Raw genomic sequence first — 14,012 nt, forward strand, 5'->3', positions numbered from 1 at the left:
TCCGCATCCCATATGGCGCGATCACAAGGTTCCGCCCTAATCTGTGACCATGCCACAGACGATCGCCGAGATGTTGCGCCGCCAGTCAAGGTTCGGGCTCACGCTGATCGCCGGGCCCGCGGCGGAGGTGCCCATCCGGCACGTCGCGGGCGCCGACACGCTGGCCGCCATCGAGCGCGTTCCGGCCGACAGCCTGATCGTGGTCCTGGGCGCGGCGTCCATCTCCGGGTACGAGATCGACGTGGCGATCCGGCAGGCGACCTCGCGGGGGCTGACCGGGCTGGTGTTCGCGGCGCCGATGCGGCTGCCGATCACCGCCACGCGGCTGGCCGACCGGGCGCAACTGCCCGTGCTCGCCCCGGACAAGGCCCGCGACGGGGCCGGGCTCCTGCTGGACATCGACCGGTTCGTCAGGGGCGGCGCGTCGGACGCGCTCGCGCGCGCGGAGAGCGCCATCCGGCTCGCGCAGCAGGCGGCGGAGGAAGGCGGCGCCGAGGCGGTGCGGACGCTGCTCGGCCACGCGGCCGAGGCGCTGGGCTGCCGCGTGCGCCTGGACGAGACCATGCCGGTCGGCGAGTCCGACCCGGGCGCGGTCGTGGTGGGGCGGCAGGCGGTCGCCCGCGTGGTGGCCGATCTGGACGACGACGCGACCAGGGTCGCCCTCCCGGCGATCGCCGCGCTCGTCTCCCGGCTGCGGCAGCGTGAACTCAACCGCCGCTTCGCGCCCGCGCTCACCCGCGCCGGGCTGATCGTGCAGATCGTGCTGTGCGACCGGGCCCAGCTGCCGCAGCTGGTGGAGCAGGCGTTCCAGCTCGACCTTCCGGTGGAACAGACGCACGTGGCCGTCTGGCTCAAGCTCGAGGACGCCGCCGCCCGCGGCGAGGCGTCGCTGGACCGGGCCCGCCAGCTGCTCGACGAGGCGGAGCTGTCGGCGCTGCAGGTGCTCCACTCCAAGCCGGGCGACTGGCACGTGGCCACGCTCGGCGGCGACCTGGTGGTCGTCTGCACCGGGCCGGCCGGGACGGACCTGCACCGCCGGGCGCGGGCCGAGGTGCAGCGGCTGATCGAGGTGCTGACCGGGCGGGGCGACGTCGTCATCACCGGCGGGATCGGCACCCCCCAGGCCGGGCCCGACGGGCTGCGGCAGTCGGCCGCGGAGGCGCGCGTGGCGGCGGACTCGGCGCGCGCGGCGGGCCGCCACGGAACGCTGGCCGAGACCGACGCGACCGGCCTGCGCAGGATCCTGGCGGGGCTGTCGTCCTCGCCGCTGAGCCGTGACCTGCTGGCCGAGATGCTGGGCCCGCTGGACGCCATGGGGGCGGCGCGGGCCAAGGTCGGCGTCACGACGCTGTCGGCCTATCTGGACGCGCAGAGCTCGCCCACGCGCACCGCCGAGACGCTGCACCTGCACCCGAACGCGGTCGCCTACCGGATCCGGTGGATCACCGAGGCGCTCGGCGCCGACCTGGCCGACCCGGACACCCGCTTCGCCCTGCAACTGGCGTGCCGGGTCAGGCTGCTCAACGCCTAGAAGGCCCGTGACGGCGGGCGTACGCCGTCACGGTCAGGCTGCTCAACGCCTGGAAGGCCCGTGACGGCGGGCGTACGCCGTCACGGGCCGTGGTTTCCGGTACGGTCAGACGGCCTCGCGCCACGTCCATCGGCCGCCGAGCATCGTCGCGGCCACGGGCATCGCGCGCAGCTCAGCGCCCGAGGCGGTGAACGGGTCGGCGCCCGTCACCACGAGGTCGGCCTCGTCCCCGGCCGCAAGCTCCGCCCGGCCGGTCCTGGTCGAGGCAGCGATGGCCGCCTCGATCGGGATCGCCTGCTCGGGGTGCCAGGGCTGCCTGCCGTCCCGGCCGCGGTCCACCGCCGCGGCCATCGTGATCCAGGGGTCCAGCGGCGAGACCGGCGCGTCCGAGCCCAGCGCGAGCCGCGCCCCGGCGGCCAGCAGCGCCCCGAACGCGAACGCCCGGCCGGTGCGCCCGGCCCAGATGCGGTCGGCCACGTCACGGTCGTCCATCGCGTGCTCGGGCTGCACGCTGGCCACCACGCCCAGCGCGGCGAACCGGCCGAGGTCGGCGTCGTCCAGGAGCTGCGCGTGCTCGATCGCGCCCTGCGCGCCCACCCGCTCGAAGGCGTCCAGCGCCAGGTTGTTGGCCCAGTCGCCGATCGCGTGCACCGCCGGTCGCAGCCCGGCCGCCCACGCCTTCTCCATCATCGGCACCAGCTCGTCCGGCGGCACGAGCAGCATGCCGTGCGGGTGCGTGCCGTCCTCAAGCCCGGGGTAGGGGTCGTGGCAGTAGGCGGTGCGGGTGTTGAGCGAGCCGTCGGTGATCACCTTGAACGGGCCCATCTCGACCAGGCCGCCGGTCCCGTCGATCACCTCCCCGGTACGCAGCCCGCGCGCCACCGCCTCCTCCAGCAACGCCGGCCAGACCCCGCACACCACGCGCAGCGCCCGGTTGCCCGCCCGCACCCGCCGCGTCCAGGCGTCCAGCCGCCAGGGCGCCTCCAGTTCGACCACGCCGACGACGCCACGGGCCGCCGCCTCCGCGGTGGCGACCTCGGCCCAGCCGTCCAGCAGGGGAGCGGGGACGTTGGTGATGTCCTGCTGGATGGCCTGCCACTCCGACTCGCGCAGGATGCCGGTCGGGTGCTCCGACCAGCCGTAACGTCGTGCGGCCGCCGAGTTGATCCAGCAGCAGTGCAGGTCGCCGCTCATGAGGATCACGGGCACGTGCGCCGCCTCCGGCGCGGCGTCGTCCAGGAGGTCGCGGTGCGGCGGGTCCGGCCAGAGGGCGTCGCGGAAGCCGTAGCCCACCAGGGGCAGGCCGGGCTCCGGCGGCCGCGTGCGCAGACGTTCCGCCACGAGGGCCACCGCCTCGGCGGCGGAGGCGGCGCCCGAAAGGTCCAGCCGCTGCCTGGCCATGATCCACTGGTCGAAGTGCACGTGGTGGTCCCACAGCCCCGGCAGCACGGTACGGCCCGCCACCTCCACCACCTCCCAGCCGGGCTCGGCCGGGATGCGCTCGGCGATGTTCGCGACGCGTCCTCCGGAGACGAGTACGTCGCGAAGGGGGCCGGAGGGGCCGGTCCGCGCGCCGCGCAGCAGGGTCGTCGTCGTGGTCATCGAGTCTCCTCCAGGGTCCAGACCTCGCGCATCTCCCGCGCGAGCGCGGGATTGGCGTATGAGGGGTCCGCGTCGAGCGCGCGGATGATGTTGTGTGCGATCTCCGGTGACTTGTCCTGGCTGAGCTTCGCCTTGCCCTCCACGCGTTCGGCCCGCAGCCGGAATCCCGCGACGCCGGGCGCGATCCGGCGCGCGTAGGACTCGTCCATCCGGTACGGCGCGGGCAGCACGTGCTCGAACCGGTCCACCGTGTCCACCAGGACCTGGTAGGTCTCCTCCGGGCTCAGGACCTCGGGGCGGCCGTAGAGGTGGACGGCCAGGTAGTTCCAGGTGGGGACGGCCGGGCCGGTGCCGTACCAGCCGGGAGAGATATAGCCGTTGGGGCCCGCGACGATCAGCAGCGCCTCGCGTTCGCCGAGCCGGTGCAGCTCGTCGTCGGGGCGGCCGAGATGGCTCACCACCGACAGCCCGGGGCCGTCCTCCAGCAGGACGGGCAGGTGAGAGGCGGTCAGACCGTCGCTGACCAGCGTCGCCCACGGGTTCTCGCGGATCAGCGCGCGGATGCGGGTGTGGTCGTCGAGCAGGTAGTCAGGGTTGTGGCGCACGGCACGACTATCGCCGCCCAGGCCACCCCAGGCCAAGGTGACGCGGCGACAAGGCGGCGGGTTCGTTTGTGCTCAGAGCACAAGGGGCCGTTGCCGCACGAACGGCCGGGCGGAAATGGTGCGCGGCGACGAAGCCCGCCCCCGCCGCCGGGCAGCAGGATGAGCGAATGGCTGACCTCACCCACCTGCAGAGCCTGCTCGACAGCGAGGCGACTTCCCTGCACGTCCCCGGAGCCGCCGTGGGCGTGCTGTTCGACGGCGCGGAACACGTGCTCACCACCGGCGTCACCAGCGTCGACGCGCCGGTGCCCGTGACGGCCGACACGTTGTTCCAGATCGGGTCGACCACCAAGACGGTCACCGCGACCGTGATCATGCACCTCATCGAGGAGGGCCGGCTCGACCTCGACGGGCGCGTACGCACGTACCTGCCCGAGTTCCGGCTCGCCGACGAGAGCGCCGCGCGGGAGGTGACCATCCGGCACCTGCTCACCCACACCGGCGGGTTCCTCGGCGACATCGACGACGGCCAGAGCTGGGGCGACGAGGCGCTGGCCGAGGCGATCAAGGTCTACGAGCGGCTGCCCCAGCTCTTCGCCCCCGGCACGCTCGCCTCCTACAGCAACGCCGGGTTCCGGCTGCTCGGGCGCGTCATCGAGGTCGTGTGCGGCGAGCCGTACGAGAGTGTCGTCGAGCGGGTCGTGCTCCGGCCGCTGGGCATGCGCGACAGCTTCTTCTTCCCCTGGGAGGCTGCCACCCGCCCGCACGCCGTCGGCCACGTCGTGCGCGAGGACGGCGCGCACGTGTCGCACACCTGGGGCCTGTTCCGCGACGCCATGGCCGAGGGCGGTCTCGCCTCGTCGGTCCGCGACCAGCTCCGCTACGCCGCCTTCCACCTGGGCCTGGGCGGCGAACGGCCGGTCAATGCCGCCACCAGGGAGCTCATGCGGTCCGAGCACGTCGCCGTCGGCGTGCCGTGGTCCGGGGTCGGCCTGCCGTGGCTGCTGGAGGAGCAGGGCGGCGTCCGCCTGGTCACCCACGGCGGCAACATCGGCAACGTGCAGTTGTCCACGTTCGTCCTGGCCCCCGAGCACGGCTTCGCCGTCACCACGCTCACCAACTCCGGGCCGGGCAAGGTCCTGGGCAGGCGGGTGACCGACTGGTGCCTGGAGCACCTGCTCGACGCCAAACGCGACGAGGCCCGGCTGACGCTGCGTGAGCCCGCCCCCGAATACGCCGGCGGCTATGACGCCGGCCAGTGGGTCTTCGAGGTGGACGAGAACCTGGTGGCGCGGTTCGTGCTCACGCCGGAGCTGGTGGCCGCCGGGGTGGAGGGCATGCCCGACATGGCGCTGGCCCTGGTCGAGGGGGGTGACGACGTGACCCTCGCCGCCGACCCGCAGCGGGCCGTGGGCCGGTTCCTGCGCGACGACGCGGGTGAGATCTCCTTCCTGCACCTGGGCGGCAGGGCGGCCCGCCGCATCCGCTGACCCCAGGGGCCGGCCGGGCAGTCCTTTCCCGGCCGGCCCGGCACGGAGTCAGGGGATGATCGAGACGTCGGGGTGCTGGGGGCTGGGCGCGTCGAACAGCCGGGTGGGCCGGTTCTTCAGGTGCAGATCGAAGAAGGCCGCCACGTACGCCCGCTGCGCCGCGACCGACCGCCGCGGGTCGATGGTGCCCACGTAGTCGGCGACCGGCACCTTCGGCACCGTCTCGGCGATCTTCGGCAGCATCGCCTGCAGGTCGGTGAACGAGCCGTGCGCGGCCTTGGCGAAGCGCAGCTCCCGCTTCCAGCCGGTCGAGGCCCGCCAGAAGGACTTCCAGCTCGGCTCGCTCTCCCGGGTGTGCGCCTCGGCCGCGAACTGCAGGAACGGCCGGCCGACGCCGGTCTTGGCCACCCGGCCGACGTAGCCGCCGTCGAGGTTCACCCCCACGTCCACCCGCCGGTCGTCGTGGACGAGCTGCGCGGCCACCGACCCGCCGAGCGACTGCCCGAGCGCCCCCACCCGCGACAGGTCCGGCGCTCCGCGCAACCCGTCGGGCAGCCGCGCCTCGGTCCCCAGCCTCCCGCCGCCGGCCAGCGCGGCGAGCCGGCCGAGGACGAACCGCATGTCCGCCAGACGCGCCTGCGAGTGCCGCGCCAGCAGCTTGGCGATGACGCGCGGCGTCAGCTTCGACGGCAGGGGCAGCGCCCGCACGACCCGCCCGCCGGGGAACTCCACCTGGTCGGCCTCATAAGTGTGGTCCACGGTGACGACCAGGTAGCCGCGCGAGGCCAGGTCCTGCACCAGGGTGGTGCCGAGGGTGCGCGGGCCGCCGTCCCCGGAGCCGAACAGGACCACGGGCAGCTTGCCCGCCCCGGGATCCACGGGTGCGCCGGTGCGCGCATGGGTGGCCGTGGCGGCCCAGTTCACGGCGCCCGCCTTGATGCCCATGGGCGGGGCGGAGTGGCGGTCCCAGTCGGCCGCGGCGAGGGGCGCCATGTGCGGGGCGACGGGCGCGCCGCTCTCCTTGGCCGGGTACCACAAGCTGACCATCAGCTCCCGGTAGGGCTTCGAGCGGACCAGCGGATCGGGGCGCGAGGTGTCGACCAGCCGCATCGCGACCGTTCCCACACGGTACGGCCCGCCCGGCGCGGGCAGGTCCACGGTCACGGGCTGCCCGGCGCCGGCGGCCGAGGTGGCGAGTGTCAGCGCGGTGAGGGCCGCGGGGATCATGGTGAAGGTCATCTGGGACTCCTTACGGGAAACGTCCCGACAGGCTCGCAGCGGGGCGGGGCCCGGCCCAGCGGCGAACGGCTGATCCCCGCCTGCGACTTCCGGATGACCCGGCCGGATGTTCATCCCGGAGGAGGATGGGGAGCGTACCCGCAGGACAACTAGGGTGAACGCCATGATGCCGGCCGCTTTCATGGCACTCGCCCGACGCTCGTCCCTGCCGGTCGACGGGCTGCTGGCGGCCGCGATCTTCGTGGTCACGCTCGGGCCGGGACAGGTGATGGCACGGGCGGAGCTGGTCCCGCTGCAGGTCGCTCTGGTGGCGCCCCTGGTGTGGCGGCGGCGGGCGCCGGTGACGGTGTTCTTCGCGATCGCGGTGGCGGCGGCCGTTCAGTGGGTGGCCGGCGTGCAGCTTCCCGCCGACGTGTCCTTGTTGGTCGCGCTCTACACCGTCGCCGCGCGCGGCACCTGGCGGTGGACGGCGGCGGCCGGGGTGACGCTGGAGGCGGGAGCGCTGCTGGCCGCGGCCCGCTGGGCGCCGCCCGGCCAGTTCCCGTTCACGGCCGCGGCTCTGACGGCGCTGGTCGCCGCCGCCCTCACCACGGGGTTGTGGGCGCGGGAACGTCGGGCGTACGTGCTGTCGCTGGAGCACGACCGCGAGCGGCGCGCCCGGCTCGCCGTGGCCGAAGAGCGCGCCCGCATGACCCGCGACCTGCACGACATCGTCACGCACAACCTGTCGGTCATGGTGGCGCTGGCCGACAGCGCGGCGTACGTGCGCCATCGTGCCCCCGAGCGCGCGGCGGCCGCCGTGGACCAGATCGCCGACACCGGGCGGCAGGCCCTGGCGGACATGCGCCGCGCCCTCGGCGAGATGGCCGAGCCGCTGCACCCGGCTCCCGGGATCGCCCAGCTCGGCGCCCTCGCCGGCAGGATGCGCGCGGCCGGGCTGCCGACCCGCCTGGAGGTGACCGGCGATCCCGCCGCGATCCCGGCCGCCGCCCAGCTCACCGTCTACCGGCTCGCCCAGGAGGCGCTGACGAACGTCCTCAGGCACGCCCCGGGCGCGACGGCCGAGGTCACGCTCGCCATGACACCGGGCCACGCCACCGTCGAGATCACCAATGACGCGCCCACGGGCCGGGCGCCGGAGCCCGGGGCCGGCGACCGGCGGGGGCTGGCCGGGATGCGCGAACGGGTCGCCGGCTACGGCGGGACCTTCGAGGCCGGGCCGGTGCCCGGCGGGGGATGGCGGGTGGCGGCCCGGCTCGACCTCGCCGCGGATCTGGCGGGCAGGGGCGCGCCATGACGATCCGGCTGTTGCTGGTCGATGACGAGTCGTTGCTGCGCATGGCGTTCCGCATGGTGTTCGAGGCCGAGCCGGACATGGAGGTGGCGGGTGAGGCGGGCGACGGCGAGGAGGCCGCGCGGCTGGCCAGGCGGCTGCGCCCCGATGTCGTGCTGATGGACGTGCGCATGCCCGGCGTCGACGGGATCGAGGCCACCCGCAGGATCGCCAGGGACACCCCGGCGGCGCGCGTGCTCATCCTGACCACGTTCGATCTGGACGAGTACGCCTTCGCCGGGCTGAAGGCCGGGGCGGCGGGGTTCCTGCCGAAGAACACGCGGCCCGAGGATCTGCTGACCGCGATCCGCAACGTCGCGGCGGGCGAGGCCGCGGTGTCGCCGCGGATCACGCGCCGCCTGCTGGAGAGGTTCGCGCCGCAGCTCATGCCGGGCGCCCCCGAGCAGGACGAACGGCTGGCCGAGCTCACCTCCCGCGAACGCGAGGTCCTGGTCCAGGTGGCGCGCGGGCTGTCCAACGCCGAGGTCGCCACCGCCCTGTGCCTGGCGGAGGCCACCGTGAAGACGCACCTCAGCCGGGTCCTGGTGAAGCTGGGGCTGCGCGACCGTACCCAGGTCGTGGTGTTCGCCTACGAGAGCGGCCTCATCCGCCCGGCGAGGCCGTGACACGCCCGCCGTATTTCCTATAAAGTAAATAGGGAATACATGAATCTTCCAAGTGAAGGTGAAGCCCCATGTGCAGCCTGGGACCGGGCCCTACTGTCATGTCCATGTCGATCGATATCCAGCAGATGCTTCCCGACCCCGGCCGATCGGTGGTGGCGATCGGCCCCCCGGTGTCCGGCGAGGGGTACTGGGCGGGCGCGCCGAGCGCGGTGGCCTGCGATGGGCTGGTCTACCTCGCCTACCGGCTGCGCCGTCCCGTGGGAGAGGGGCGGGGGTACGCGATCGTGGTCGCCCGCTCCGCCGACGGCGAGCGCTTCGAGCCGCTGGTGACGATCACGCGCGAGCGGATGGCCGCCGAGTCGCTGGAACGGCCCGCCCTGGTCCGCACGCCCGAGGGACGCTGGCGGCTCTACCTGAGCTGCGCCACCCCCGGAACCAAGCACTGGCGGGTTGAGGTGCTCGAAGCCGCCGACCCGTCCGGATTCGACCCGGCCGCGCGGCGTACCGTCCTGCCGGGCGACCCGAAGACGGGCGTGAAGGACCCCGTCATCGTACGGCGGCGCGGCCAATGGCACCTGTGGGCCTCCTGTCATCCGCTGGCCGACCCCGGCGAGGCCGACCAGATGGTCACCGACTACGCCACCAGCGCCGACGGCCTCGACTGGACCTGGCACGGAACGGCGCTGAGCGGCCGCCCCGGCCTCTGGGACGCCCGCGGGGTGCGCGTCAGCGCCGTCCGCTTCGACGGCGAGCGGGTCGTGGCCTTCTACGACGGCCGGGCCAGCGCGGCGGAGAACTACGAGGAGCGGACCGGGCTCGCGCGGGGCGACGAGCCCGCCTCGATGACGCCGGTCGGCACGCGGCCCGCGGCCGCCTCGCCGTACCACGGGGGTGGCCTGCGCTACCTGGACATCCTCGACCTGCCCGGGGGCGGCACCCGGCTGTACTACGAGTACACGAGGCCGGACGGCGCCCACGAGCTCCGCACGGAACTCCGCTGACCCGAGCCCTGCCCGACCCGAGCCCTGCCCGATCCGGGTCCTGCATGATCCGGGTCCTGCCGGATCGGCAGCCCTGCCGGATCGGCAGGGCCGGTCAGGTGGGGCGGCCGTTCCTGGCCTGGCGCTGGCCCGGCGGGCGGGGGCCGACCAGGCCGCCCGAGCGCTCCTTGGGGCCGAGCCAGTCGCTGAAGTCCTCGCCGGTGACCTGCTGCAGGAGCAGGATGTCGGCGGCGAAGCAGGTGATCAGCTCCCGCCGCTGCTCCCACGTCAACGGACGCCGGGCCAGGCCGTCGCGCTGCAGCCGGGTCTCGACGCGGTCGGCCAGCTCGCCGCGCACCCGCCGCCGGAACGCCGACAGCAACGAGGGACGCCGGCCGGGATGGGCGGTGACGTTCTCCCTGGGCACCTCGGTGAGCAGCCCCTGGGTGACGCCGAGGAAGGCGCAGATCCGGTCGAGCGTCTCGGCCGGGCGGTCGAGCAGGTCACGATAGCGGAAGGTCAGCACCTGTTCGCGCGGGAACAGGGTGAACAGGTGGGCGAGCTGCCCGCCGTACCTGCCGAGGCCGGTGTAGTGCCAGAAGTGCGCCCAGCCCGCCGCGATCCGCCGCGGCTCGTCGGCGCACGCGCGTACGACGTCGTCGAGCGGTTCCAGCCCCGCCGACCACAGGTGGACCCAGTTGGAATGGGCCCGCTCGACCGGATCGCGCAGGATCGCGATGAGCCGGGCGCGGGGGACGGCCGCGTGGATGCGCCGCTGCGCGGCCAGGTCATAGAGATAGAACGGCGTCGCCTCCCCGCGCAGCGCGCCCGGCGGCGCCCCGGAGAACAGCGCCTCGTAGTCCTGGCGCCGCCACACGTGCTCGCGGTAGGTCGCCGCGTCGCCGGGACCGCCCTGCGTCGGCGGCGGACCGCCGGTGAGGAAGTGTTTGGGCTCCTTGACCGCGGACAGGAAGAGGTCCGGATGGCGCTGGAGCGCGGCGTGCAGGGCGGTCGTCCCGGTCTTGGGGGCGCCGATGACGAGGAAGTCCGGAAGGGGCATGGTCGCTCCTTAGGCTGTACCCCCTTTTTCCTACCAAATGTGTGGGACATTGCAAGCCTTCCCGGGCAGACGTCTTCGGCGAGGATCGTCGATCAGGCGAAGGCGTCGATGCCGGTGAGCCCGGCCGAGGGCGCCAGAGCCTGGAGTTCACTCCAGGTCAAACGTCAGTTCAGCCGTTGTGCCTTGCTGAGCAGCCGCTGCGCGACCACGACCAGCGCCAGGAACGCCCCGCTGACCACCTGCTGGAAGGAGGAGGTGAGGTTGCCGACCTGGTTGATCAGGCTCTGGATCACACCGAGCAGCAGCACCCCGGCCACCGTCCCGGTGACGCCCCCGGCCCCGCCCGTCAGCAGCGTCCCGCCGATGACCACCGCGGCGATGGCGTCGAGTTCCATGCCGATGCCGAGGATGGTCACGCCGGAGGACAGCCGGGCGGCGTTGAGCGCCCCGGCCAGCCCCGCCAGCAGCCCGGACATCAGATACACCAGGACCTTCGTACGGGCGACGGGCACCCCCATGAGCGCCGCCGCCTGTTCGTTGCCGCCGATGGCGTAGACGTTCTGCCCGAACCCGGTCCGCTGCAGGAGCACCATCGCCGCCAGCACGAGCGCGATCGTGACGTAGACCGGATAGGTGAGCCCGAGCAGCTCGCCCTGGCCGAGCGCCGCGAACGCCGGATCGGAGACCAGGTACGTGGTGGCGCCCTCGTCGGAGATGGCCAGCATGAGCCCGCGTACGCCGAGCAGGCCGGCCAGCGTGACGATGAAGGGCGCGAGGCCGGTTCTGGCGATGATCAGACCCTGGACCAGGCCGACCAGCCCGCAGACGGCCAGCGGCAGGAGCAGCGCGGCGGCGAAGCCGTAGCGTGAACCGGCGGCGGCGAGCACCCCGCCGAGCACGAACAGCGAACCGACGGACAGGTCGATGCCGCCGCCGATGATCACGAAGGTCATGCCGATCGCGACGACGGCCAGGAACGAGGAGGAGACCACGACGCTGGCGGCGTTGCCCACGGTGGCGAAGGAGTCGAAGGCCAGCGTGCCGACGACGATCAGCACTCCGAGCACCATCAGCGCGCCGTGCTGCTGGAGCACCCGGCCTATCTCTTCCCTGCGGGTGACGGTCGTCATCGCTTGGCACGCTCCCTCGTCACATACACGGCGGCGAGGATGATGACCGCCTGGACCATCTGCGTCCACGACTGGGGCAGGTTGTGCTTGATGAGCGTGGCCGACAGCAACTGCATCAGCAGGGCGCCCATCACGGTGCTGGCGACCCTGATCCGCCCGCCCGACAGCGGCGTGCCGCCCACGACGACCGCGGTGATCGCCGACAGTTCGATGAACATGCCGAGCGAGGTGGGGTCGCTGGCCTGCAGCCGGGCGGTCGCCAGCACCCCGGCCAGCGCCGCGAGCAGCCCGGAGATCACATAGACGAGCACGAGGACCCGTTTCACCGGCAGCCCGGACAACTCCGACGCGGCCCGGTTGCCGCCGATCGCGACCACCTGCCGGCCGAACGTGGTCCTGCGCACCAGGAAGGCCACCACGAGCGTCAGCACGCCGGCGATGATCACGATGAGCGGGACGCCGAACAGCGAGCTGCTGCCGAGCGCGATGAGGTCGGGGTTGCGGAACTCGACCAGCTGCGGCACGAGCACGTTGGCCAGCCCGCGCACGCCGACGAGCAGGGCCAGGGTCGCCACGATCGGCTGGATGCCCACGTAGGCGACGAGCGTGCCGCCCGCCGCGCCCGCGACGGCGCCGCCGATCAGCGCGACCACGAGGGCGGCGGCCGCGCCGTACCCCAGATAGAGGGCCGTCAGCGCGGCGGCCATCGCCATCACCGAACCCACGGACAGGTCGATGCCCTTCGTGCCGATCACCAGCGCCATGCCCAGCGAGATGATCACGATGGGGGAGACCTGGACGAGCTGGGTGCGGAAGTTGGCCGCGTCGAGGAAGTACGGCGTGAACAGCACGTTGAACAGCAGCAGCGCGAGCACCGCGGCGTAGACGCCGTAGTCGCGGATCCACCTAGTCATCGGCGCGCTCCGCGATGGCCGCCATGATCTTCTCCTCGGTCACGTTCTCGCCGGACAGCTCGCCGACCACCGCGCCCTCGCGCAGGACGAGGATCCGGTCCGCGCCCTCGACCAGTTCCTCCAGGTCCGAGGAGATGAGCAGCACGCCCAGGCCCTCCCGGGCGAGCTCGTCGATGAGGGCCTGCACCTCCGCCTTGGCGCCGACGTCGATGCCGCGCGTGGGCTCGTCGAGGAGCAGGACCTTCGGCCGCACCGCCAGCCACCGGGCCAGCAGCACCTTCTGCTGGTTGCCGCCCGACAGCTCCGACACGGCCTGGTGCGGCGAGGACGCCTTGATCCGCAGCCGCCGCATGAAGATCTCCACCACCCGGTCGATCCGGGAGTCGGACACGACCCCCGCGCGGGCCAGCGAGGGCAGGGCGGCCAGCGCGATGTTGTCGCGCACCGACAGGCCGGGGATGATGCCCTCGGCCTTGCGGTCCTCGGGCAGCATGCTCACGCCGGCGCTGATCGCCGCCTTGGTCCCGCCGCGGGGCAGCGGCGCCCCCGCCACGAGCACCTGCCCGCCGTCCAGGGGCAGCGCGCCGACGATGGCCTTCGCGGTTTCCGTACGGCCGGCGCCGAGCAGCCCGCCGAGCCCGACCACCTCGCCGGGCCGGACGGCGACGGTGACGTCGGAGAGCACGTGCCGCCGGGTCAGCCCGCGGGCCTCGACGACGGGCGTGCCGTTCACGGCGCCCTGGTCGCGGTTGAAGCGGGTGAGCCCGCCGCTCTTCACCTCGGCCAGGTCGCGGCCGAGCATGAGGGAGATGAGCTTGAGCCGGTCGAGGTCCGCCAGCGGCCCGGTGTGCGCCACGCGGCCGTCGCGCAGCACGGTCACGTTGTCGCAGATCCGGTAGAGCTCGTCGAGGCGGTGGCTGACGTAGATGACCGCGATGCCGGACTCGCGCAGCCGGCCGATGACGCCGAACAGCGTCTCGACCTCGCGCGGCTCCAGCGACGAGGTGGGCTCGTCCATGATGACCACCTTGGCGTCCACGGAGACCGCCCTGGCCAGGGCGACCATCTGCTGGGCGCCGACGCCGAGGCCGCGCAGCGGGCGCCTGACGTCGGTGTCGAGGCCGAAGCCGCGCAGGACGGCGCGGGCTTCGCCGTACAGCCTGGCGGTGTCGATCACCCCCAGCCGGCCGCGGGGCTCGCGGCCGAGCAGGAGGTTGCGCGCGACGCTCATCATCGGGACGAGGTTGACCTCCTGGTAGATGGTGGAGATCCCGGCCCGCTGCGCCTCCAGGGGGGAGGCGAAGGCGGCCGGGGCTCCGTTGTAGCGCAGTTCGCCGCCGTCGGGCCGGTAGACGCCGGTGAAGACCTTGATGAGGGTGGACTTGCCGGCGCCGTTCTCGCCCACGAGGGCGTGCACCTCGCCGGCCCCGAGGGCGAGATGCACGTCGTCGAGCGCCACCACGCCGGGAAAGCGTTTGGTGATCCCCCGAGCTTCCAACATG

The 14,012-nt window shown here is 73.4% G+C and carries 12 protein-coding genes; 5 read left to right on the forward strand and 7 right to left on the reverse strand.

Annotated features, from left to right (window positions below; translation table 11 throughout):
• Positions 1–49 precede the first annotated feature (49 nt).
• On the forward strand, positions 50–1,531 hold the full coding sequence (locus ACIBKY_RS24795) for a helix-turn-helix domain-containing protein (RefSeq protein WP_397099813.1): 1,482 nt from the start codon (positions 50–52) through the stop codon (positions 1,529–1,531).
• Positions 1,532–1,636: 105 nt separating this feature from the next.
• Here the strand turns inward: ACIBKY_RS24795 and ACIBKY_RS24800 are convergent, their stop codons facing one another.
• Together ACIBKY_RS24800 and ACIBKY_RS24805 are read right to left on the reverse strand one after the other, a co-directional pair.
• Positions 1,637–3,133: an amidohydrolase gene (locus ACIBKY_RS24800; protein ID WP_397099815.1), complete on the reverse strand. Its 1,497-nt coding sequence runs from the start codon at positions 3,131–3,133 to the stop codon at positions 1,637–1,639.
• On the reverse strand, positions 3,130–3,738 hold the full coding sequence (locus tag ACIBKY_RS24805; RefSeq protein ID WP_379624800.1) for an FMN-binding negative transcriptional regulator: 609 nt from the start codon (positions 3,736–3,738) through the stop codon (positions 3,130–3,132). The genes ACIBKY_RS24800 and ACIBKY_RS24805 overlap by 4 nt, the downstream gene beginning before the upstream one ends.
• 167 nt (positions 3,739–3,905) lie before the next feature.
• Between ACIBKY_RS24805 and ACIBKY_RS24810 the strand changes: the two genes are divergently transcribed.
• Positions 3,906–5,228 carry a serine hydrolase domain-containing protein gene (locus ACIBKY_RS24810; RefSeq protein WP_397099816.1) on the forward strand — a complete coding sequence of 441 codons (1,323 nt, stop codon included), beginning with the start codon at positions 3,906–3,908 and terminating at the stop codon, positions 5,226–5,228.
• Positions 5,229–5,276: 48 nt separating this feature from the next.
• Here ACIBKY_RS24810 and ACIBKY_RS24815 read toward each other — a convergent pair whose 3' ends face one another.
• On the reverse strand, positions 5,277–6,467 hold the full coding sequence (locus tag ACIBKY_RS24815; RefSeq protein WP_397099818.1) for an alpha/beta hydrolase family protein: 1,191 nt from the start codon (positions 6,465–6,467) through the stop codon (positions 5,277–5,279).
• A 163-nt stretch (positions 6,468–6,630) separates the two neighbouring features.
• Here ACIBKY_RS24815 and ACIBKY_RS24820 point away from each other — a divergent pair, with 163 nt between their 5' ends.
• The 3 genes from ACIBKY_RS24820 to ACIBKY_RS24830 all read left to right on the forward strand — a co-directional run bounded on the left by ACIBKY_RS24820 (position 6,631) and on the right by ACIBKY_RS24830 (position 9,427).
• A complete protein-coding gene (locus tag ACIBKY_RS24820) occupies positions 6,631–7,764 on the forward strand; it encodes a sensor histidine kinase (protein WP_397099820.1) in 1,134 nt (377 codons plus the stop codon).
• Complete coding sequence (locus ACIBKY_RS24825) at positions 7,761–8,426, forward strand: response regulator (RefSeq protein WP_397099822.1); 666 nt, start codon at positions 7,761–7,763, stop codon at positions 8,424–8,426. The genes ACIBKY_RS24820 and ACIBKY_RS24825 overlap by 4 nt, the downstream gene beginning before the upstream one ends.
• Positions 8,427–8,530: 104 nt before the next feature.
• Positions 8,531–9,427, forward strand: a complete 897-nt coding sequence (locus tag ACIBKY_RS24830; RefSeq protein ID WP_397099824.1) for a hypothetical protein — start codon at positions 8,531–8,533, stop codon at positions 9,425–9,427.
• A gap of 94 nt (positions 9,428–9,521) precedes the next feature.
• Here ACIBKY_RS24830 and ACIBKY_RS24835 read toward each other — a convergent pair whose 3' ends face one another.
• The 4 genes from ACIBKY_RS24835 to ACIBKY_RS24850 all read right to left on the reverse strand — a co-directional run bounded on the left by ACIBKY_RS24835 (position 9,522) and on the right by ACIBKY_RS24850 (position 14,011).
• On the reverse strand, positions 9,522–10,466 hold the full coding sequence (locus ACIBKY_RS24835) for a sulfotransferase family protein (RefSeq protein WP_397099826.1): 945 nt from the start codon (positions 10,464–10,466) through the stop codon (positions 9,522–9,524).
• A 164-nt stretch (positions 10,467–10,630) separates the two neighbouring features.
• Positions 10,631–11,596, reverse strand: coding sequence for an ABC transporter permease (locus tag ACIBKY_RS24840; RefSeq protein WP_397099828.1), 966 nt, complete (start codon positions 11,594–11,596; stop codon positions 10,631–10,633).
• The gene (locus tag ACIBKY_RS24845) at positions 11,593–12,510 is read right to left on the reverse strand and encodes an ABC transporter permease (RefSeq protein ID WP_397099830.1); all 918 of its coding nucleotides are present in this window, start codon (positions 12,508–12,510) and stop codon (positions 11,593–11,595) included. Before ACIBKY_RS24845 ends, ACIBKY_RS24840 begins: the two co-directional genes overlap by 4 nt.
• On the reverse strand, positions 12,503–14,011 hold the full coding sequence (locus ACIBKY_RS24850) for a sugar ABC transporter ATP-binding protein (protein ID WP_397099832.1): 1,509 nt from the start codon (positions 14,009–14,011) through the stop codon (positions 12,503–12,505). The genes ACIBKY_RS24845 and ACIBKY_RS24850 overlap by 8 nt, the downstream gene beginning before the upstream one ends.
• Position 14,012: the final 1 nt, after the last annotated feature.

Origin of the sequence: Nonomuraea sp. NPDC050394 (assembly GCF_044459065.1) — a bacterium.
GTDB lineage: Bacteria > Actinomycetota > Actinomycetes > Streptosporangiales > Streptosporangiaceae > Nonomuraea.